A 22,318-nucleotide genomic window follows, 5' to 3' on the forward strand; every position below is an offset into this window, starting at 1 on the left:
AGGAGGAATCTTCGAATGAACATTATAAACAAAAATCGTTGGGTAGCACCGATGTTATCAGTGCTGCTTGTATGTATAGTGGGGGTAAATGTCGTTCAGGCGACGGGGAAGTGGAATGAAGCTAGTGATAGTAAACAGATGACCGAACTTGCGGCTTCTGGGCAAAATAATCAAACATCTACGCAAGAAGAGAGGCGCATGATGGAAGATGGGACAAGTCTGTCCTCTAATCTGTCTGCCCAAACTGTAGCGTGGACTGAATCTCTGCCAGCGAAGAACTGGCTTACAACTGCTCAAGAAGAGCAGGAATTGCAAGAAGCCAAGGCCAAGAACAAAGCTAGAGCGGTAGCTGCGGCCAAAGCCAAAAAAGAAGCTGCACTGAAATTGGCCAAAGTGAAACGTGCCAAAGAAGTCGCTGCTGTAACAACTCCCCCCCAAAAACTATACTTTACACGGACCAAACTTCTGAACCAGGAAGACTCGAAACTTGCAACCTGGTCATACAGTGTGTCCGATAAAGAACTGCATCTGCTGCAAAAAATCGTCATGGCAGAAGCGGAAGGTGAACCGTACGAAGGCAAAGTGGCAGTTGCCAATGTTGTCTTAAACCGGCTGCGGTCAGCCAATTTTCCCGATACCATTTACAAGGTCATCTATCAGAAATCCCAGTTTAGTCCTGTAGCGAACGGACGCATGAAACGTGTGGTTCCCAACGAGGACAGCATCAAAGCAGTGAATGCTGCGTTGAACGGGAAGAAGGAAGTTGCCGATGATACGTATTATTTCTTATCATTGACGCTTGCCGACGATCTGACAGTTGCTCGTTCGCAGAAAAAAGTAAAAACGATCGGTCATCATACTTTTTACAAGTAATCGACCCGTAAATTCTGCAAACAGGCAGGGTAGTTAACTGTGTGTGCATCACACGGCCCTTGAAAAAGCCTGAATCGTAGTTTTATTTCGTTATTTAAAATATCGTTATACTCTAAATTACCCTTTTTTCTGCCAAATCATACGGTGGAATTCGTGAAAATAAAAGAAGGTTCCCTTCCAAAAATGCGGAAGGGAACCTTCTTTGTATATCGTGAGCAATTGTCTTGTCCCCTATAACACCTTGTGAGAGCTATTCTATAGGTCCGTAGAGGCGTCAGAATGGTATTCTGGTACCTGACAAGGACGTGGCAGTAATTCCGGCTGTGAAGCGCTCCAAGGAGGTTGTTGTGACATCGGCTGTCGTCGGAAACAATAAGTCATGAACAGCTTGAGCACAGCACTTCGGATCATAGACCGAATGGTTACCTGAATGATGCGCTACGTTCAGCGGGCTTTCAGTTTGAGTAGATGCCTGCTCAACTAGTTGTCTGAAACGATTGGTGATCACGTCGGCAGAGTGAATGACCTGGCCGTATCCGGCTTGTACAAAGTATTCACAGTTCTCTTCCTCTTGACCTGCAATTGGAGGAATGAACAACATCGGTAGACCCTTGGCCAACGCTTCAGTGCATGTCATGCCACCTGGCTTCGTAATCAGCACATCGGATAAATCCATCAGTTTGCTTACTTCCCGTGTATATCCCAAAATACGAATATTCGGATGCTGGAAGCAAGGCATTTCCTTCATTTTTGCAATCATCTTTTCATTACTTCCTAGACAGAAGACCAATTGAACACGATCTGCCCAAGACGTGAGAGCTTTCATATGATCCTCATCAAACGAAAGTCCCCATCCGCCACCCATAAGTAGCGCCGTAGGCATGTTCTGAAGCCCCATCTCTTCCCGTAGCTTCACCTTATCTCCTGCTTCCCAGAAGTCTGGATGCACAGGAATTCCCGTGATCTGAATATGGGAGGGATCGACACCCCGGATCTCAAGCAATGCTTTGACCTGAGGGGTAGAGACCAGATATTTGTTCACTTCCGGATTAATCCATGTTCCGTGCACGTCATAATCCGTCACGACCGTATAGAGCGGGATATTCAGACCCTGGCGTTTGAGCCGGGAGATGACAGCATTCGGAAAAGGATGGGTACAGATCACTGCATCGGGTTTCAGTTGGGATACGACCTGTGCCGTCTGTGTATAGAAAATTCGGTGCAACGCCAGCTTGGTAAAACCATTTAATGATTTATTGTACTGTGTGCGGTACAACAGGCTGACCAGTTTGGGTTGAACCGATAGTGTCTTTCGATATGCAGAGAAAATTAGTGGAGCTACCGTTGGGTTCAAAAATTTGCCTAGTTCAATGACACGACTGTGAACATGTGGACTGACTTTTTTGATGCCATGTGCCAGCGCATGAGCGGCCTGAGTGTGACCGGTACCGAAACCTTCCGATAATAAGAGCACTCTTGGTTTTCGCATGAGTTCACCTTTATTCATAAGTTTTAATTCAAAAAGAAGATATTCATTGTTTATTCTAGCTATGGAATGCGTTACTACATGAATATACATTGAAGCACAAAATCATGTTTCTTCTATGAATATTTACACCATATATCTTACAATGAGACAAACTAAACTTCATTATATACACGTATTATCTGAGTCATCTTACACTATAGACGACGACAGAAGGAGTTTCCACTGCATTTAGGTTAAAAAATATTAACACAATTTTTAAAATGTTAGGGTTGCAATCTGTTTTTGAAGGTGGTATTGTAGTTTTTGACCGAATGACTGAATTGTATTTTTGGTCATTTATGTAGAGCGATTGAACAATGAACGTGATTAAAGGAGGGATACGATGGCTCCGATTGACAGGAGACAGCAGGTTATTCATGCAGCAGCCCAGTCGTTTGCCATGTTTGGATATAAAGCAACGACGATGGATCAGGTCGCCAAGATTGCGAACGTTGGCAAAGGAACGATCTATACGTTTTTCACCAATAAGGAACAATTGTTTGATCAGATCCTGGTAGAAGTGATTCAGGAAATGAAAAACATCGCGCATCGTGAAGTACATCAGGAAAGTGCATTTTTCGATAATCTGTTTCGGGTACTGGATGCATTGTTAGAGTTTCGTCGTGATCACGATCTGCTCGTTAAGTTATCTCAGGAGCTGAAGGACTTTGGAACGCTGCAGGCCAAGGAAGGATTGGACAAGGTGGAGAAAGTAATCTCCGACTTTCTGGCTAAGGAGCTTGAGAAAGCAAAAGACAATGGAGAGATTCGAGATTGTGATCCGCAAGTCGTCGCATTTATGATGATTCGCCTGTACATTGCACTCACTTCAGACTGGAGCAAACAACATCAACCGCTGAGCAAAGAGGAAATTAAGACTTACTTTCGCCTTTTCTTAATGGAAGGAATTGCTGCTGTAACGTAATCCGAATTTAATCTACTATAATATAAGGATTTTTACGCGTATCAAGCAGGGAGGCTTGTCGGAAGACAGGTTGTTTTTTTGTCCTAAAGTGACCGTTTGAGGAAAGTGGTCACTTCGTGTTTCAGTATGTTTTCTGGAATGCGACATTGTATTTCATTATGGTTATTCCTGCTCATGGAGCAGAGAGATTAAGGGGAGAAAATGACATGAAATCTTTATCCGTGTTTTTCAAGGATGTGGGATCGGCCGTGAGAAACCCGAAGGTGTTGATCCCTGTTATTGCAATAATGTTCATACCGATCCTATATAGTGGCATCTATCTGGCAGCCTATTGGGACCCGTATGGTCATGTGGATGAGATGCCGGTTGCCGTTGTCAATCTGGATAAAGGCGCTGAGCTGGAGGGCAAATCCCTCCATGTGGGTAGTGATCTGGTGGATGAACTGAAGAAAAATGCCGATTTCAAATGGGATTTTGTCAGTGCGAGTCAAGCCAAAGAAGGCATGAGTAATGACAAATATTATATGCAAATTACGATTCCGGAGAACTTCTCATCCCAAGCAACAACATTGCTCGATGACAAGCCGGAGCCGGCTGATCTGATCTATGAACCAAACGGCAATTACAGTTTTGTCGGTGCACAGATCGGTAAGACCGCTATTAAGGACCTGAAAGCAAAAGTCTCAGCCAAAGTAACGGAATCCTATGCAGAAACATTGCTCGACAAGTTCTCCGAAGTATCGGATGGCTTGGCTGAGGCAGGTGATGGGGCGGGTGAACTGAATACCGGCGCAGGCAAACTGGATGATGGTGCTGTTAAGCTTAAGGATAACCTGGCGAAGCTTGCATCAGGAACGCTTGAACTTCAGGAAGGACTTTCTCCATTAAGTGATGGTGTTAACGCGCTGCATACAGGGGCAACCAAGCTTGAAAGTGGAACATCGAATCTTGTATCCGGTCTGCAACAGCTTCAGGCAGCTGCTTCGAGCCAGCTTCAGAGCGGAGCAGATCAGTTGAAGGATGGCAGCGCCAAGTTGGAAACCGGACTCCAGTCTTCACTGGATGGCACAAGTAAGCTGCAGGCTGGCCTGAAATCGTCAGAACAGGGCAGTGCGAAGCTGTCGGATGGTCTGCAAAGTGCCGTTCAGGGCAGCGGGACACTGGCAACAGGCTTGCAATCGGCTGTAGATGGCAGCTCCAAGGTTGCTGATGGTGCACAGGGCGTAGCCGTCGGATTGAAACAGCTTGCTGCATCGAACCCCGAACTGGCCGAAAATGCGGATGTACAGAAACTGCTTGCGGCAAGTGAAGCTGTTGCGGATGGCAGTGCACAACTGCATGAAAGCGAGCAGAAACTTGCGCAGGGTGCAGATCAGCTGCATCAGGGTAACCAGCAACTGGCTGCGGGCGCAACCGAGCTTCATGGAGGTCAGGAGCAACTTCTGGCTGGTGCGAACCAACTGGTAGATGGTCAGCAGCAATTACTAGCTGGTGCCGGACAGCTTAGTCAAGGAGGAGCGAAGCTCTCCGATGGTCTGAAGCAGTTCAGCGGCAAATTGGGTGATGCTGCAAGTGGCGGTACATTGCTTGCAGATGGTGCCAAGCAGCTGGGCTCAGGGACAACGGCTTTGCAAACGGGTGTAGGTAAACTCAGTGGTGGCGTTAATTCACTAACCGATGGTTCCAAGCAACTGGGTGATGGCGCTGGCAAACTGGCTGACGGTCTTACCGAGCTAAAAGATGGCTCAGGTGAACTGGCAACCAAGCTGAATGATGCCGCTCAGAAAACATCTGAAGTTAAGAAAACGGATGATGTGGTGAACATGTTCGCTGAACCTGTAAACTCCTCGGAGAACACAGCAGAGAACGTGAGCAATTATGGTACAGGATTGACACCGTTCTTCCTGTCGATTGGTCTGTTTGTGGGATCATTGATTTCCACGATTGTATTGAAAATGCGGGAAACGTCCGTACCGGGTGCAACAGGCTGGAATCGTTTTGTCAGCCGGACACTGGTATTTGGCTCCGTGAGTATTTTCCAATCGGTTATTGTGGCAAGTTTCATGTTATATGGTCTTGGACTGGAGACGCACAGCGTAGGGCTGTTCTATCTGTTTACCATTATTACAGGGCTGACCTTCATGTTGATCGTTCAGGCACTTGTAACCTGGCTGGATCTGCCTGGACGTTATGTTGTCATTCTGCTTCTGGTCTTCCAGCTTGCGGCTAGTGCAGGGACCTTCCCGGTAGAACTGATTCCATCATGGCTTCAAGCATTTAGCCCTTGGTTGCCAATGACACACAGCATTATGGGCTTCAAAGCCGTGGTATCGAGTGGTAATCTAGATGTGATGTGGCATCAGGCAGGAATTCTTAGCATCTATGCAGGTGTATCCATCCTGCTGACGCTTGCTTACTTCCTTTGGAATGGCAGACGTCCGAAAAAAGAAGTCGAACAGGCTGATTCTGGTCAAGTTGTGACGGCATAAGTCGAACCTGATCTTCAGCAGGGTCATATTTTTGAAAAAAAACTTTATTTTCTTGTAGTGAAATTATGCAATATAGTAGTCAAATAGTGCAAATAGCCTGTGACCCCAAAAAGGGGTTGCAGGCTATTTTGTATACAAATGCATAGAGAAGTAAAGTTTCGCTGGCTTAAGCAGTGAAAATTTGGTGGGATTATGGATAAACCTAGGCTGTACATGGAACGATTTTCTTCTGTCAGCAATTTAATTCAGTTGTACTCTGGCTTAAAAAGTGTATAATTATTCGAAAAAGAGATGAATTTAAACGTCACTACTGTAAAGCTGTACTGCAAAACATTTCTTATCAGAGGTATTAAAAAGTTTAAATTGCGCTGATGTTAGGTCGGTGTTAAAATAATAGAACTATATCAAAAAAACGTCGCTCCATTTCAGTAGTCGTGCCAGCGGCTGCGTGTTGATTTATACAGGCTGTTTGCCGGATCGTCCGGATCAGCTCATCTCATTTAATGGCTTCTGCCCAATAGCAGGCATTATTTTTGACAGTCTCATGCTGTCCCCTCTTCTATCTAGCAGGCTCTATCGCAAGCGAAAGGCCAGCTCCTCCCGTTTCATTGTTGCCTGTTGCCTATGTTCTTGATCTTTCCGAAATACTTCATTATAGAAAGGTTGCGTTCCATGAGACACATCGGATTACCTCCAAAACAGGGTCTGTATGACCCGCAGTTCGAAAAAGACGCATGCGGAATGGGTTTTGTTGCCAACATCAAAGGAGTACCTTCACACGATATCGTTAGTCAGGCACTGACCATGCTCAGTAACATGGAGCACCGTGGAGGACAGGGAAGTGAACCAAATTCCGGTGACGGAGCAGGTATCCTGATTCAGATCCCACATCGCTATTTTGCACAGGAAGCGGAACGTCTTGGTTTTGCATTGCCTGAACAGGGTTTCTATGGCGTAGGGATGTTGTTCATGTCCCAAGACCCTGCCATCCGTAGTGCACATGAAGAGAGCCTTAAGAAGATTATTGAAGAAGAAGGACAGACGTTCCTGGGTTTCCGGGATGTTCCTACTTTTGATGAAATGCTTGGCCGTTCTGCACTTGCAGCGAAACCTTATGTACGTCAGGTGTTCATTGGAAGATCAGCAGATGTGAAGGATGAGCTTGGATTCGAGCGTAAGCTGTATGTTATTCGCAGACGTGCTGAGCTGGCTATTCGTTATTCGGCAGATGAAGCAGAAGGCGGTTCATTCTACCTTCCAAGCTTGTCTTGTCGCAAAATTGTATATAAAGGCATGCTGACAACGGAACAGGTGGGAGAGTTCTATTTGGATCTGCAGCAAGACCTTGTTGAATCGGCTATTGCACTTGTGCATTCCCGTTTCAGTACAAACACCTTCCCGAGCTGGGAACGTGCCCACCCGTATCGCTTCATGATCCACAACGGTGAGATCAACACGATGCGTGGTAACGTGAACTGGATGCATGCTAGACAGTCCTTGTTCGAGAGCGAGTTGTTCGGTAACGACATCGCGAAAGTAAAACCGGTCATCAATCCAGACGGTTCGGATACAGCCATGTTTGATAACACACTGGAGTTCCTGTATCTGAGCGGCCGTTCTCTGCCACACGTGGCCATGATGATGGTTCCTGAACCTTGGAGCACGGATGAGGGAATGGACCCTGCCAAAAAGGCATTTTATGAATATCACAGCACGATGATGGAGCCTTGGGATGGACCAGCAGCAATGGCCTTTACAGATGGTTTGCAAATTGGTGCAACACTTGACCGTAACGGCTTGCGTCCAGCTCGTTATTATGTAACCAAGGATGACCGTATTATCCTGTCCTCAGAAGTTGGGGTACTTGATATCGCACCGGAAGAGATCCTGTACAAAGATCGTCTGCGCCCAGGTCGGATGTTGCTTGTGGATACACAAGAAGGCCGCATCATCGCGGATGAGGAAGTAAAAGCAATCATTGCAGCCGAGAATCCGTATCAGGATTGGCTTGATGAGCATTTGATGGATCTGAGCGAGTTGCCGGAAGCACCGGAACTTCCTGATCCAAAACATGATAACGTGACCCAGCTTCAGCTGGCATATGGTTATACATTTGAAGAACTGCGTAAAATCCTGGAGCCCATGGCAACAACAGGTATGGAAGCTACGGGTTCGATGGGTTATGATGCACCGCTGGCTGTGCTGTCGGATCGTCCGCAGCGTCTGTACAACTACTTTAAACAGATGTTCGCCCAGGTAACCAATCCGCCAATCGATGCAATCCGTGAAGAGATTGTAACGTCTACGGCAACAACCATTGGACCTGAGCGCAACTTGTTGAATCCAGAACCGGAGAGCTGTCGCCAGATCCGTCTGGATACACCGGTATTGTCGAATGAAGACTTTGCGAAGATTCGCCATGTGCGTCGCCCAGGCTTCCGCTCCATGACGATTCCAATCTTCTTCACCGCTGCGGAAGGAGCAGAAGGACTTCGCAAAGCGATGGATTTGCTCTTCGAAGCTGCGGACCGTGTCATCGACAAAGGTCATAACATTCTGATCCTGTCTGACCGCGGTGTGGACGCAGAGAATGCTGCCATTCCTGCATTGCTTGCTGTAGCAGGTCTGCATCACCATCTGATTCGCCAGGGAACCAGAACAAAAGTCAGCATTATGCTCGAATCGGCAGAACCGCGTGATATTCACCACTACGCGTTGTTGCTGGGTTACGGTGTAAGTGCGGTGAACCCTTATCTGGCCTTTGAAACGCTGGATGACATGATTCAGCAAGGGTTGCTGCGTGGTATCTCGCATGAGAAAGCAGTGAAAAACTACATTAAAGCAGCTACCAAAGGCGTTACTAAAGTGTTGTCCAAAATGGGGATTTCTACGATTCAATCGTATCGTGGAGCTCAAATCTTTGAAGCGGTAGGTCTGAAATCAGACTTCGTTGACCGTTACTTTACCTGGACACCTTCCCGTATCGGTGGAATTGGGTTGGAAGAAGTGGCAGCCGAAGCGTTGACACATCATAACCGTGCCTTTACGGAAAAAGACGGTAACGATAAAGTATTGGATTCCGGTGGGGATTATCAATGGCGTAACGACGGAGAAGAGCATCTGTTCAATCCGCAAACCATTCATACCCTGCAACATGCGGTACGCACTGGGGATTACAAGCTGTATAAAAAATATTCCAAACTTGTACAAGGTGAGAATGATCAACTGTTGACCATTCGCTCCATGCTGAAACTGAAACCAGTTGGAGATTCCATTCCACTCGAAGAAGTTGAATCCGTAGAAGATATCATGCGTCGTTTCAAAACAGGTGCAATGTCCTTCGGTTCGATCAGTAAAGAGGCGCATGAAGATCTTGCCATTGCTATGAACCGTGTTGGAGGTAAATCCAATACCGGTGAAGGTGGAGAAGATCCGGCTCGCTTCATTAAAGATAGCAACGGGGATTCCCGTCGCAGTGCGATTAAACAGGTCGCATCCGGACGTTTTGGTGTTACTTCCAACTATCTGGTTAATGCCGACGAGATTCAGATCAAAATGGCACAGGGAGCTAAACCAGGTGAAGGCGGACAACTGCCAGGACGTAAAGTGTATCCTTGGGTTGCTGAAGTCCGTGGTTCAACACCAGGTGTAGGTCTGATCTCGCCTCCACCGCATCACGATATCTACTCGATCGAAGATCTGGCAGAGTTGATCTATGACTTGAAAAATGCCAATCCGCGTGCTGAGATTAACGTGAAGCTTGTATCGGAAGTGGGCGTGGGTACCATCGCAGCTGGTGTAGCCAAAGGCCGTGCCGATATCATCCTCGTCAGCGGATATGACGGTGGTACAGGTGCATCACCGCAAGGTTCGATTCGCCACGCAGGTATGCCTTGGGAACTAGGTCTTGCAGAGACACATCAAACGCTGATGCTGAACAATCTCCGTGACCGTGTTGTCCTCGAAACAGACGGTAAAATGCTTAACGGCCGTGACTTGGCGATTGCAGCCTTGCTTGGAGCAGAAGAGTATGGTTTCTCTACAGCACCGCTCGTTGCACTTGGCTGTATCATGATGCGTGTCTGTCAAATGGATACCTGTCCGGTTGGTGTAGCGACACAGAATCCGGAATTGCGTAAAAATTATATGGGTGATCCAGCTCATGTGGTTAACTTCATGCGATTTGTTGCTGAAGATGTGCGTGAGATCATGGCTGATCTTGGTTTCCGTACGATTCAGGAGATGGTCGGACGTACAGATTGCCTCGAAACGGTAGAAGCCGTAGATCACTGGAAGAAAAAAGGTGTGGATCTGTCTGTATTGCTGCACGTGCCTGAAATGCCGGAAGGCTCTGCACGTTACCGCACACAGCATCAGAATCACCAATTGGAAGAAACGCTGGATATGCAACAATTGCTGCCACTGGCACAGTCTGCTATTGAATCCGGTCAACCGGTTGAAGCGGTGCTTCCAATTACAAACGTTAACCGTGCAGTAGGTACCATTTTGGGTAGTGAGATCACACGCAAATATGGACTCGCAGGATTGCCTGAAGATACGGTTAAATTCAAATTTGTCGGCTCTGCCGGACAAAGCTTTGGGGCCTTTGTACCTAAAGGTATGACCTTGACCGTTGAAGGGGATTCCAATGACTACGTAGGTAAAGGACTGTCCGGAGGTAAACTGATCGTGATGCCTTCTCCGAAAGCAACGTTTGAGGCGGAAGATAATATCATTATCGGTAACACGGCTCTCTACGGAGCAACAAGCGGCGAAGCGTATATCCGTGGTATTGCGGGTGAGCGATTTGCTGTACGTAACTCGGGCGCCAAAGTAGTCGTTGAAGGGGTAGGCGACCATGGTTGTGAGTATATGACAGGTGGACGTGTCGTTGTACTGGGCGATACAGGTCGTAACTTTGCAGCAGGGATGTCCGGAGGTATTGCCTATGTGTATGATCCGGAAGGCACATTCCTGAAACGTTGTAATCTGGAAATGGTTCTTTTGGAGCGTATCGAAGATGTGGCAGAAAGTGCAGATCTGCGAGGCATGATTCAACGTCATGTTGCCAATACAGGAAGTGCTGTCGGTCAGCGCGTTCTGGATAACTGGCAAGATGCGCTGAATCAGTTCGTTCGGGTTATTCCGAAGGACTTCAAACGTATGACAGAACAGATCGAACGGATTCAGGCAACAGGTTTGACTGGAGACGCAGCGCTGCTTGCAGCGTTTGAAGCGAATATGCGTGAACTTGCACGTGCTGGAGGTTAATAACTTCCTTGTTCAAACGTATAAGTGCATGAACAGGTTGTATTAAGAATAATAGGAGCAATATGGTTGCCATCCCGGCACCATATTGCTCCTATTTTGCTTTCGACAAAATTAGAACCCCTTCAAAAAACGTTATCGCCATGAGACGACAACATCAAGGAACTTTCTCAAGTATAATAAGGCTAGTTTTGGAGGGCAGGGAAAGTATAAAGATAAGAGAGGTTAGCGGAATGAATATGAAGCATCCAAACAGGGACGATCGTAGGCCGACAGGTAAACAAGTCGAAGCAACCCAGATGGACATCATGAAGGTTTTACTGCAATGCGGAATCGACCCGGAGCGTTGGAACCATTTCGTATCCTCCGTCAACAACAAGCGTCCTTGACACAATAGACAAGCATGGAATGAAAGGGAATTAAGACACAAAAAAAGCCCAGAAGCCAGAGATGTTATCTCTCGGGAACTGGGTCCTCTTTTCGGGTTTAGTCCATACTGCGTTCCATTCGGACAAACGCAATAAAACGACGTGCCTCTTCTTCTGTTAAAGACTTCCCATCAATCATCAGATCGAAGCGTTCCAACACTTCCTTATCCGACAACTCCAAGGTATCAACGAATTCACGTACATCTTCATCCATCACAACATCGCTTTGCTTTGTACGTCCTATAAGATAATCAATAGACACCTCAAAGATGTCAGCAAGTCTCGTTAACACTTCGAAATCCGGTTTACGACGGTTCTTCTCGTAGTGGGAGAGAGCAGCTCTGGTAATATGAATGGAGCTCGCAAGTTCTTCTTGAGTAAGTCCCCGCTGTTCCCGTAATTCAGCAATGCGATTTCCGTAGCTCATAAGCTATTTCCCCCTGAACGACATCAAATATATATTGAAACAATCCTGAGCCAAGTGTTTGATCAGGGCAGCTTTCCTGCAAAAGAGTAACTCCTCATGTGTTTCCTTTAACTCATTTCCATTTGTAAATAGGTCTGTCTAAGGACATCTCAAATTGTCGTAAATCAAAAGAACCATGTCCAAATACCGCTTGACATGATACGTATTGTATCGTAAATTGGACGTATGGAGTTACAAAATGTATCATTTGGAATATTTTAAGTATCTCCTTGTTGCCTGAACCATATACCTGTGAGAAGGAAGTGGAGGCAGTCCATGTAGGCTAATCCATTCTAAAGGAATGAAACCATGTATTCAATAATTCAGGAATGGGCTGATATGAAATTAAATGTCCATATGTACATTCAGGAGTTTCAAGGGAAAATGGTAGACCGCAAAAGACGCCCTGTTCTGTTACTTGGAATGGACACTCAAGCAATCACCTTCCTGAGCGACCTGAACTTGCCGGTATCATCAGAAATGCTCATTGGTTTGGATGTTGAAGATCAACATGTATGTGTACGACTTCACGCAAGGTTGCAATGGAAACAGCCCTTCGGAGAGCTCACAATGTATCATTCAAACTTGCATATTCAGCACGAACAGAAACTATATATAACTGGACAGTTAAACACAATGCTTACTGAAGTTCAGTTTCCCACGGTTTCCCGTTTTCAGTATGAAAAGGCAACAGAACAAAAGGCTCTGCAGGAACCCTATCATTACATTGATTTCACCATATAATTCCAAGTCGATTCTTAACATTTTCTGAACAAAACATGTACTTAACGCCATTTTACTATATTTCATAGCGTTATGCATTAGTTCTTTAACACCAAAAGCATTTGCGCAATGAATAAAGGGGCGAGGGGGCTCATACTATTTCAGGAAGTTTGGATATGGTTGAAATGCACTGCCACATATTATCCGGCCTGGATGATGGTCCTGTTCGAATGGAGCAGTCCGTTGCGATGGCTGAGAAGGCGGCAGCCTCAGGAATTACCTCCATTATTGCTACTCCGCATCACCTGAACGGGCAATACAACAATGAACCGATGGTGGTCAATCAGGCCGTGAACCTGCTTCACGCAGAACTTCGCAAACGCAACATTCGCCTGGAGATCCGTCCCGGACAGGAGATCAGGGTGCATGACAACCTGATTGGAGACTTATATGCAGGAAAGTGCTGCACACTCGCCGGAAGTCGTTACATGTTGCTGGAACTGCCCTTTGGTCATATTCCCTCACAGTTCCCCAGGATACTGCATGAATTACGAATAGCGGGAATTACCCCTATTATTGCTCATCCGGAACGTAATCGTGTCATTTTGAAGAAGCCAAGGTTGTTGGCTGATTACTTGAGTCAAGGCGGACTATGTCAGCTCACAGCTCAATCTTTCACTGGGCTTTTCGGACGGAAAGTTCGGCAGTGGTGTTTTCATTTTTGCAAAGAAAACGGGTTTCATTTCATTTCATCAGATGCACATGATACGTGCAAAAGGACATTTGCCATAAGTGAAGGAGAGCGGGCTATCGAGCGTCGATTTGGAGCTGAAGCCGTTAAGCGGCTGGCAGAGAATGCGTCGCACATTCTATCGAATTCGTGTCTGGTCACAGAACGCTGGAAACCTCGCAAATGGCTACTGTCCATCTGGTAGTTACATAGGATAGATCACAACGTATAGGAGGAATGAAAGTGGAACTGAAAGGATATTTTCGACTCTTACAAAAGAAACTGTGGTTGATTGTTGCAATTGCTTTGATAGCCGGTGTGGGTGCAGGGGTCAAAAGCATTTTCTTCACCCAGCCCATCTATGAAGCAAGTTCCAAACTGATCGTGAACCAGACTTCTAACGTTCAAGGCCAGGCGATGATGGACTTCAGCATGATCCAAACCAATATCAAACTCATTAACTCATACAGAGAAATTATTAAATCTTCCGCCATTATGGATAAAGTCGCTACTACGTATCCAGACCTGGGCTTAACCTCTGCTCAGCTCATGAACAGCACCTCCGTCTCTACAGCCAGCGAATCCCAAGTGATGAGCATAACTGTACAAGGGACTACCTACGAAAAAGCCGCCAAAACGGTCAATGCCATCTCCAACGTGTTCCAATCTCAAATCCCCCTAATCATGAAAATCGATAATGTGGCTATCCTCAGTGAAGCAAAAGTGGATAGTAACGCATCTCCAATCAATATGAAAACCACATTAAGCATCATTGTCAGTCTGTTCGCAGGTCTTGTGCTCGCGATTGCACTTGTATTCCTGATGGATTATCTGGATGACACATTCAAATCCGAAAGCGAACTTGAAAAAGAACTGGGCCTGCCTGTGCTTACGGTTATATCCAAAATGAAAAAAGATGATCTGAAAAATACGAAAAATTACGTATCTCAACAGAAAGTGGGGGATGGCAAATATGTCGCGGCTAACCAATGAAAATAACAGTCTGGTGACCTATTTTAACTCCAAATCTCAAATCTCGGAGGGATACCGTAAATTACGGACCAATATTCAGTTCTCCTCAATCGATAGTCATATCAAAAAGATCATGGTGGCTTCAGCCGAAGCCGGCGAAGGCAAGACCACAACCATTAGCAACCTGGCGGTAACCTATGCCCAGGAAGGCAAAAAGGTTCTGCTGATCGATGCGGATCTGCGTAATCCTTCCTTGCACCAGGTATTTTCCGTACCGAATCATATCGGTCTGAGTAGTGTGCTGTCTAATCAGTACAGTGTGGAAGACGTGCTTAGAGAGAGCTATATCGATAATCTCCAATTATTCACTTCTGGCCCAATTCCGCCGAACCCTTCCGAGATGATTGGTTCCAACCGGATGAAAAGGCTCATTGAGAAGTTAGAGGATCAATATGATGTCATCATGTTTGATACACCGCCAGTGCTCGCGGTAACGGATGCACTCATTGTGAGTTCGCTGTGTGATGGCGTGCTGCTGGTCGTGAACTCGGGCAAGGTCAAGAAGGAACTGGTGAAGAAAACCAAGGCTGCTCTGGAGCATGTGAATGCACGAATCCTGGGCGCAATCCTGAACAATATCAAAAACGTTGCAGTTCCGGTGGGCTACGGAGAGAAGTAAACCTTCCATCCAATGCTCCCAAGTAAACAGGTAATGTCTACTGTACCTTTATCACTGTAGGCACTCGGTCATGCTGTGGGTTCAGTTCAATGAACCTTAGACGTTAATCGTCGAAGGTATGACGTGAGGACGGGTTAGATGCCCTGGTTCAACTTTTATCAAACTAAAAAAAAGAGGATAGGGTGGTATTTATGAAAAAAGTGAGAAAAGCAATCATTCCTGCAGCTGGACTAGGTACACGATTTTTGCCAGCCACAAAAGCGATGCCCAAAGAAATGCTCCCTATTGTGGACAAACCAACCATACAGTATATCGTTGAGGAAGCCATTGCCTCTGGAATTGAAGACATCATTATCGTAACCGGTAAAGGGAAACGGGCAATTGAAGATCATTTCGACAACGCTTTTGAATTGGAACATAACTTGCTGGAAAAAGGGAAGCTGGGCCTGCTTGAAGAGGTTCGCAAATCCTCTAACGTGGATATCCACTACATAAGACAAAAAGAGGCCAAAGGACTTGGTCATGCTGTCTGGTGTGCACGTAACTTTATCGGTGACGAACCTTTTGCCGTGTTGCTCGGAGATGACATCGTCGTATCGGAAGTTCCATGCACCAAACAATTGATTGATCAATATGATCAGGTTCAACATTCCATTGTTGGCGTACAAACCGTACTTGCTGAACAAACAGACAGATACGGCATTGTGGACCCGCTTCAATCGGATGGCCGTTTGACAGAGGTTCTCAGGTTCGTAGAGAAACCTGCCCAAGGCACAGCGCCTTCCAACCTGGCGATTATGGGGAGATACGTACTGAGTCCAGAGATTTTCGAACATCTGGAGCAACAAGAGATTGGTCAAGGGGGAGAGATTCAATTAACAGATGCGATTCAGCGCTTAAATGAGACACAAGGAGTGTATGCTTACGATTTCGAGGGAGTACGTTATGACGTGGGCGAGAAACTGGGATTCATTTTGACAACCATCGACTTTGCTCTGCAAAAACAGGAACTTAGAATTCCAATGCTGCAAGCTTTGCAACAGATTCTGGAAAAAGAGTCGGTAGAACATGTAGCCGGGGGGGAGTTTGAATGAGTCCATCTCCCCAAACGAAGGAAGCGGAGATCGTTATGGACCCAAGTCTGGGGTACAATGCATCAACGATGTCAGGACAAAATGCGGATAAAGTGTATCTATTTATGAAAAGAATGCTCGATTTGCTGGGTTCTTTCATAGGTTTGATCATTTTGTGCCCCTTGTTTGCGGTCATCGGATTACTTATCAAAATAGAGGCCCCGCAGGGGTCTGTTTTTTTTCGTCAGGTACGGGTCGGACAGAATGGAAAAGAGTTTCATATGTACAAATTCAGGTCCATGGTTGCAAATGCAGAAGATCTGTTGGAACAGCTGATTGATCAGAATGAAGTGAACGGGAATATGTTCAAAATGAAAAATGATCCCCGCATTACCCGGATTGGCAAGTTCATTCGGAAAACCAGTCTGGATGAGTTGCCACAGTTGTGGAACGTGTTCAGAGGAGAGATGAGTCTCGTTGGACCCAGACCGGCTCTGCCCAGAGAAGTGAAGAACTACACTTCCTACGACAGACAACGCCTTCAGATGATCCCGGGATGTACGGGATTATGGCAAGTCAGCGGACGGAACAGTGTTGGTTTTGAAGAAATGGTAGAGCTGGATCTGACGTATGCCCGTGAGCGCAGCATGATGGTGGATATCAAAATTATCTTCAGAACGTTCAAGGTGCTGGTAGGTTCGAAGGATGCGTTTTGAAACACGATTCTGGCTTTGAGGTGGCATAGCAGATATGCAAAAGACCGGTATACTTGCTGCATTAAATATGAAGTCGTTTAATATCATTCTTTTTTCGCTGGTAATTGTCTTCGCAGCAATCTATCTTCCGCTAGTCTCGGTTGTTGCACTCATAGCTGTGATTCTGCTGGGCGTTTATATTAAACAGCCCAGCTGGATTTTTATGATTCTCATCGTAAGTTTTTCTTTGTCCATTGACAAAATATTTAGCATTCATCTGGCAGGACTGGATTCGCTGTCCTTCTACAAGCTGGCGATACTGGGTTTTGTCGTCTCTCTTTTTTTACGCTTTGGTATTCGCAAAGAGTTGATATATCCTGCACTGGCGATTGGTTTTTTATTTGTGGAGAGTTATTTTCTATCGGATCTGCCCAGTAAGGTTAGTCCGCTCGATCCATTCAAGGCCTTTCTGGGAGTCATTGTTCCTTTTTTGTTGCTGATGCCCCATTTTTCAAGAGAAATCAGTCAACGAATTATACGTGTACTGGCATGGTTGCCGCTGTTCAGTCTGGCTGGTGGTTATATTCTGCAACTCGCCGGCATATTGTCCATTACTAACCTGGAGATGTCGGGTGTAACCCGGTTACAGGGAGCTAACATCGCCGCGCATCTGGCCATGTTGTGTTTTATCTCCATCTGCGTCTGTCTGATTCAGATCAAGCAAGGCCATCAGGTTGTTCTGTATTACATGCTTACCTTGACACATCTGGTCATTCTGGTCCAGACGGGAACAAGGGGGCCACTTATTGCGCTTATTCCGATTATTCTGGTCTATCTTTTTGATCAACTGAAAGCCTTCATCAAAGGCAGAGTCAGTGCCATTATTCCTCTCATTATGTTCGTTGTCGCTGTGGCCTATATGGTAATTGCGCAGTGGGACAATTATGAAATGAGGTCAGAGAGCAAAGGCCTGTCGGGAAGGGATGTAGCCTGGAATTATTTTATTGGCAAAGCAAATGAGTATCCGATCTTTGGACGTGGACTCGGCTCAACTCTTGTAGCAAATGATGGAAGTATTTTTTCTGGATTCGTTGTTCCTCATAATGAATACATTCGTTTTTATTACGATGGCGGGTTAGTTGGAGCCATCCTGTTATTTCTATCGCTGCTGCTGGTGTTTCGGGCTGTTTACTTCCGATTGGGCGGCATGATCAGGTTGTATTTTGCCGGTATGATTATCGGTTTCCTGACCTATTCCTTTTTTGATAATACCCTGTCCACGGTTCATCTGATTGCTCCATTCTGTATCTTCCTGAACGCGTTATATGCTACGGGAAATGGAGTTCATTCCAAGTCAGGGGCTGAAGCAGAAGTGGATATACAGATACAGCGAGCCAAGGACGTATCCTTTTCAAAGGAGATTAGAACATGAAGGTCTGTTTGATCAGTTCTACAGGCGGTCATTTTGATGAATTAACCAAAATTATTCCTGCGGTTGAAGAACATGATTATTTCCTGATTACCGAGAAGAATAAAAGCAGAAAAGTAGATTCTGCACAGGGCAAAGTGTACTTCTTAATGCAGCAAGAGCGTAAAAATGCGATGTTCTTGCTAATCTTTGTGGCTAATATTATAAAGTCGTTCTTTCTATATCTGCGTGAGCGTCCAAAGGTGATCATTACAACAGGGGCCGGTGCTACCTACCCTTTTTGCCTTATCGGTAAAATCTTCGGTGCCAAGCTGATTTATATCGAAAGTTATGCCAAAATCTATTCCTCCAGCGCAACCGGGAGATTGATGTACAAAATCTCGGATGAGTTCTTCATCCAATGGGAAACGTTGCAGGATAGCTATCCCAATGCTAAATACAGGGGGGCTTTATTTTGATATTTGCTATCGTTGGAACCCAGCGGTTTCCCTTCAATCGGATGTTTGAGCTTATTGATGAGGCGATTGAGGCAGGAATTATTGAAGAAGAGGTTGTTGCCCAATCTGGATATACCGAGTATCAGCCGCGAAATTTCACTGTGATTCCTTTCCTCACGCAGGAAGAGATGAATGAATATGTGGTGCGAAGCAGATGCATTATTTCTCATGCGGGTGTTGGCTCCATTACAAATTGTCTTGAACGTGGCAAGCCGGTTATCGTCATTCCACGCCGGAAAGAATGGGGCGAGCATGTGGATGACCATCAGCTTGAAATTTCCAAGGTTTTTCAGGATAACGGCTACGTGGCCGTCGCGGAGAGTCAGGCTGAATTGCAAAAGTTGGTTCCTTGCATAGAAGAGCTGACGTTCCAGCCCTATGTGAGAAAACAGTCTGATCTGATCTCATCCATTAAAAATTACGTGAATAGTCTGTAAGAGGTATGAAGATTAACCATGAAAAAAGGAGTCTATCATGAAACCAAAAGTATTGGTTGTTGGATCATCCTTGAAGGATATGGGCGGAATTGTGAGTGTCATCAAAAACATTGAGGATTCCTCCATCTCGGAAATGTATGCCATGCAGCGGGTCGAAACGTATATCACGGGCAGCGTGTTCTCGCGGCTGCTTATTTTTATACGGGGATTCATTCAATTCTGGATGAAACTGTACACGTTCAAGCCGGATATCGTGCATATTCATATGGCGAACAACGGGAGCTTTTATCGGAAGTCACTATTTCTGCTAACCGCACGAAAGTTGTTTCGAAAGTCAGTTATTCTGCATATTCATGCGGCCAGCTTTGATGATTTCTACAATCAATTTGCTCTGCAGCGCAAGTATTGTCACTACATTCTGAATCAGGCAGACAAGTTGATTGTCTTGTCCCAGACGTGGAAAGAATACTTTGCTACGATTGTGCCGGTGACAGCGATTGAGGTTCTTTATAACGGGGTCTTTGTCAAAGAACCGTTTGTGAGAGAACAACAAACAGCTGTTAATGCTCTTTTCATGGGCAGACTGGGTGAGCGAAAAGGAGTCTACGATCTGCTTCAGTCCATTCAGCAATTGAAGGCGCTAGGCGTTACAGCTACCTTTAATCTGGCAGGGGATGGTGAAGTCGAAGAAGTCAAAGCAATCGTGCAGCAGTATGGAATAGAGGATCGTGTCAATGTACTCGGCTGGATTAACGGAGAGCAAAAGGAAAAGCTCTTGCGGGAAGCGGATCTACTGGTCCTGCCTTCTTATCATGAGGGATTACCTATGGCCATACTTGAAGCAATGAATTGTGGCTTGCCCATTATATCGACCACCGTCGGAGGCATCCCCGAAGTGATTACATCCGGTCATAATGGGCTGTTAATCGAGCCGGGAGATGTGCACGGGCTGACATCAGCGCTGGAATATCTCATTACAGATGAAGAGATTAGAGCAAGAATGGGTTCATATAACAGAGCGATTATATCGGATAAGTTCGATATGAATCTACTCGTAGGCAGATTGTCAGGAATATATGATGCACTTCAAGTGAAGGTATCCTAGTGAACAGGAAAAGGTGATGAAATGAACCCCTTGGTATCTTGCATCATTACGACCCATAACCGGGCCAATTTATTGAAAAATGCGTTGAGAAGTGTACGTGAGCAAACACATCCGTATCTGGAAATTTTCATCGTGGATGATGGATCAGAAGATCAGACGCCAGAGATCTGTCAGGCATGGACCCGGGAAGATTCACGGATTCGGTACATCCGGGTTCCATATCCCAAAGGAGCCAACCATGCACGGAATGTAGGGATATCCCAAGCCAATGGCAAGTACATTGCATTCCTGGATGATGATGATGAATGGATGCCTGACAAAATAAAAACCCAGGCGGAAGTGCTGGAGCGTACACAGGAATCGTTTACCTTTTGCAGCAAGTATCTCGCATACACGAATGAGCAGCATCAGGTGGTCAAACGGAAATTGTCGGTGGAGCCTCGTGATGTTGTGCGGTATGAGGATCTGCTTACATTCAACTGGATTGGGGAAACGTCCAAAATCATGGTACTTACCTCACTGGCTCGTGAAGTTCGATTCGATGAAAATCTGACATCCGCTCAGGATTATGACTTTTATCTGCGCATATTGAAACGAGGCTACATCGCCGTGAACGTGAAAGAACCGCTGGTGGATATCAATATCCATAGTGGTCCACGAATTTCAACCTCTACAACGGCCAAGTACAAGGGCCAACGCAAGATTATATTAAAATACTACAATGACATGTCCAAGGAACAGAAGCGTCGTCAGTTACACCATTATCGAATGCTCGAATGGTCGAGAAATACACTTCGCAATAATGTTTATTTGAAAAAAGCACTGTCGCTGTATCCCTGGTGGAAAGATTGGGTGCTGCTCAAGCGTAATACCAAAATTATGATGCAAGGATTTTTAATGAGATTTCATGCAAGGCGCGCAGTTGGAACGTATACAGAGGAACCTGTGCGAATGAAACTAAAGTAAGAGGTGTCTGGATGGAAAATCCGACGGTGTATATGCTGCCCAAGATGATTGAGAACAATAAATTCAATGAGCTGTTATCCGATTCCATTGAGAACAAGGGATGGGAAGTAAAACAGTTTACCAAAAAAGATCTAATCAAACTGAGAAAAAATGATGTGCTGCATTTTCATTGGCCCAGCTTCTATTACAGAGGTTCATCCGTGCTGACAACAGTGATCAAATCGATTCTATATGTATTGATGATTTGTTTTGCACGCTTGCGCGGGGCCAAATTGTTCTGGACGGTGCATAACATCTGGCCTCACAACAGCGGTAAAACGCGGTTCGATTATTGGATGAGAAAAATACTGGTCCGAAATTGCTCGAAGCTGATTGTCATGGGCAAACCCCTGATCTCTGAGATCTGTTCGACGTTTGGGATTGATTCCAGCCGGATCGAGGTTATCCCACATGGACATTACAAGGGTGTGTATCAGGGAAAAGGCGTGAATATCCGTTCCCGGTTTGGCATCCCGGAGGATAGTTATGTGTATGCTTTCTTCGGTCAGGTGTCGCCTTACAAAGGCGTGGATGATTTGCTGGAGGCATTCAAGGATCTGGATTCCGAACAAGCCCATCTGTTGATTGCTGGCAAAAAGGTAAAGGATTATGACCTTGGAGATGAATTTCTCAAGAGTGGACACATCCATACCCATTTTCATTTCATTGAAGATGATGAATATTCGGACTATTTTGATGCGGTCGATTCGATCATTCTTCCATACAAGCAAATCGCAACTTCTGGCAGTGCGATTCTGGCATTGACCTTCAGCAAACCTGTGGTGGCACCACGGATCGGCTTATTGGAGGAATACCTGCCCGACGATTGTGCGGTACTCTATGAACCTTCTGATCCGGATGGATTGCTTAAAGCGATGAATATGATCCGTTTAAAACAATCGGAGTTTCAGGAAGGCAGTGGTTTTGTCAAAGCGTTAGAGCGGCTGGATTGGCCAGTGATTGCCCAAAGGACACTTACCCTGTACTCCAGTTAGT

At 45.7% G+C, this 22,318-nt stretch carries 19 protein-coding genes; 17 read left to right on the forward strand and 2 right to left on the reverse strand.

The window, feature by feature from the left end; translation table 11 throughout:
• The first annotated feature begins 15 nt into the window (after positions 1-15).
• Complete coding sequence (locus tag F0220_RS06535; protein ID WP_105597652.1) at positions 16-873, forward strand: cell wall hydrolase; 858 nt, start codon at positions 16-18, stop codon at positions 871-873.
• Between the two features lie 274 nt (positions 874-1,147).
• Here F0220_RS06535 and F0220_RS06540 read toward each other — a convergent pair whose 3' ends face one another.
• Positions 1,148-2,362, reverse strand: a complete 1,215-nt coding sequence (locus tag F0220_RS06540) for an MGDG synthase family glycosyltransferase (RefSeq protein WP_091015453.1) — start codon at positions 2,360-2,362, stop codon at positions 1,148-1,150.
• A 382-nt stretch (positions 2,363-2,744) separates the two neighbouring features.
• On the opposite strand from F0220_RS06540, the gene F0220_RS06545 reads away from it, so the two are divergent.
• The 4 genes from F0220_RS06545 to F0220_RS32410 all read left to right on the forward strand — a co-directional run bounded on the left by F0220_RS06545 (position 2,745) and on the right by F0220_RS32410 (position 11,472).
• Positions 2,745-3,326, forward strand: a complete 582-nt coding sequence (locus F0220_RS06545; RefSeq protein ID WP_036611349.1) for a TetR/AcrR family transcriptional regulator — start codon at positions 2,745-2,747, stop codon at positions 3,324-3,326.
• 206 nt (positions 3,327-3,532) lie between these two features.
• The gene (locus F0220_RS06550) at positions 3,533-5,815 is read left to right on the forward strand and encodes a YhgE/Pip family protein (RefSeq protein WP_105598419.1); all 2,283 of its coding nucleotides are present in this window, start codon (positions 3,533-3,535) and stop codon (positions 5,813-5,815) included.
• Between the two features lie 672 nt (positions 5,816-6,487).
• The gene (gene gltB, locus F0220_RS06555; protein WP_091015451.1) at positions 6,488-11,086 is read left to right on the forward strand and encodes a glutamate synthase large subunit; all 4,599 of its coding nucleotides are present in this window, start codon (positions 6,488-6,490) and stop codon (positions 11,084-11,086) included.
• A 230-nt stretch (positions 11,087-11,316) separates the two neighbouring features.
• The gene (locus F0220_RS32410) at positions 11,317-11,472 is read left to right on the forward strand and encodes a hypothetical protein (protein ID WP_017690128.1); all 156 of its coding nucleotides are present in this window, start codon (positions 11,317-11,319) and stop codon (positions 11,470-11,472) included.
• A 97-nt stretch (positions 11,473-11,569) separates the two neighbouring features.
• Here F0220_RS32410 and F0220_RS06560 read toward each other — a convergent pair whose 3' ends face one another.
• Positions 11,570-11,938 (reverse strand): helix-turn-helix domain-containing protein, encoded by a 369-nt coding sequence (locus F0220_RS06560; protein WP_017690127.1) that lies wholly within the window; start codon positions 11,936-11,938, stop codon positions 11,570-11,572.
• 378 nt (positions 11,939-12,316) lie between these two features.
• Between F0220_RS06560 and F0220_RS06565 the strand changes: the two genes are divergently transcribed.
• The 12 genes from F0220_RS06565 to F0220_RS06620 all read left to right on the forward strand — a co-directional run bounded on the left by F0220_RS06565 (position 12,317) and on the right by F0220_RS06620 (position 22,317).
• A complete protein-coding gene (locus F0220_RS06565) occupies positions 12,317-12,721 on the forward strand; it encodes a hypothetical protein (protein ID WP_146117129.1) in 405 nt (134 codons plus the stop codon).
• A 155-nt stretch (positions 12,722-12,876) separates the two neighbouring features.
• Positions 12,877-13,635: a tyrosine-protein phosphatase gene (locus F0220_RS06570; protein ID WP_105597655.1), complete on the forward strand. Its 759-nt coding sequence runs from the start codon at positions 12,877-12,879 to the stop codon at positions 13,633-13,635.
• A gap of 32 nt (positions 13,636-13,667) precedes the next feature.
• Positions 13,668-14,423 (forward strand): YveK family protein, encoded by a 756-nt coding sequence (locus tag F0220_RS06575; RefSeq protein WP_197997772.1) that lies wholly within the window; start codon positions 13,668-13,670, stop codon positions 14,421-14,423.
• Entirely contained in the window at positions 14,404-15,081 is a 678-nt protein-coding gene (locus F0220_RS06580) for a CpsD/CapB family tyrosine-protein kinase (protein WP_091015443.1), read from the forward strand. The genes F0220_RS06575 and F0220_RS06580 overlap by 20 nt, the downstream gene beginning before the upstream one ends.
• 191 nt (positions 15,082-15,272) lie before the next feature.
• Positions 15,273-16,175 (forward strand): UTP--glucose-1-phosphate uridylyltransferase GalU, encoded by a 903-nt coding sequence (galU, locus tag F0220_RS06585; protein WP_036611572.1) that lies wholly within the window; start codon positions 15,273-15,275, stop codon positions 16,173-16,175.
• Positions 16,172-16,870 carry a sugar transferase gene (locus F0220_RS06590; protein ID WP_036668903.1) on the forward strand — a complete coding sequence of 233 codons (699 nt, stop codon included), beginning with the start codon at positions 16,172-16,174 and terminating at the stop codon, positions 16,868-16,870. The genes galU and F0220_RS06590 overlap by 4 nt, the downstream gene beginning before the upstream one ends.
• 34 nt (positions 16,871-16,904) lie before the next feature.
• Complete coding sequence (locus tag F0220_RS06595; protein ID WP_091015441.1) at positions 16,905-18,281, forward strand: O-antigen ligase family protein; 1,377 nt, start codon at positions 16,905-16,907, stop codon at positions 18,279-18,281.
• A complete protein-coding gene (pssD, locus tag F0220_RS06600; RefSeq protein ID WP_036611329.1) occupies positions 18,278-18,736 on the forward strand; it encodes a PssD/Cps14F family polysaccharide biosynthesis glycosyltransferase in 459 nt (152 codons plus the stop codon). The genes F0220_RS06595 and pssD overlap by 4 nt, the downstream gene beginning before the upstream one ends.
• Positions 18,733-19,212, forward strand: a complete 480-nt coding sequence (pssE, locus tag F0220_RS06605) for a PssE/Cps14G family polysaccharide biosynthesis glycosyltransferase (protein WP_105597656.1) — start codon at positions 18,733-18,735, stop codon at positions 19,210-19,212. The genes pssD and pssE overlap by 4 nt, the downstream gene beginning before the upstream one ends.
• Before the next feature lie 37 nt (positions 19,213-19,249).
• On the forward strand, positions 19,250-20,317 hold the full coding sequence (locus F0220_RS06610; protein ID WP_149846361.1) for a glycosyltransferase family 4 protein: 1,068 nt from the start codon (positions 19,250-19,252) through the stop codon (positions 20,315-20,317).
• Positions 20,318-20,338: 21 nt separating this feature from the next.
• Positions 20,339-21,283, forward strand: coding sequence for a glycosyltransferase family 2 protein (locus F0220_RS06615; RefSeq protein ID WP_091015437.1), 945 nt, complete (start codon positions 20,339-20,341; stop codon positions 21,281-21,283).
• A gap of 11 nt (positions 21,284-21,294) precedes the next feature.
• The gene (locus F0220_RS06620; protein ID WP_105597658.1) at positions 21,295-22,317 is read left to right on the forward strand and encodes a glycosyltransferase; all 1,023 of its coding nucleotides are present in this window, start codon (positions 21,295-21,297) and stop codon (positions 22,315-22,317) included.
• Position 22,318: the final 1 nt, after the last annotated feature.

It is taken from the genome of Paenibacillus sp. 37 (assembly GCF_008386395.1).
GTDB classification, from domain to species: Bacteria; Bacillota; Bacilli; order Paenibacillales; family Paenibacillaceae; genus Paenibacillus; species Paenibacillus amylolyticus_B.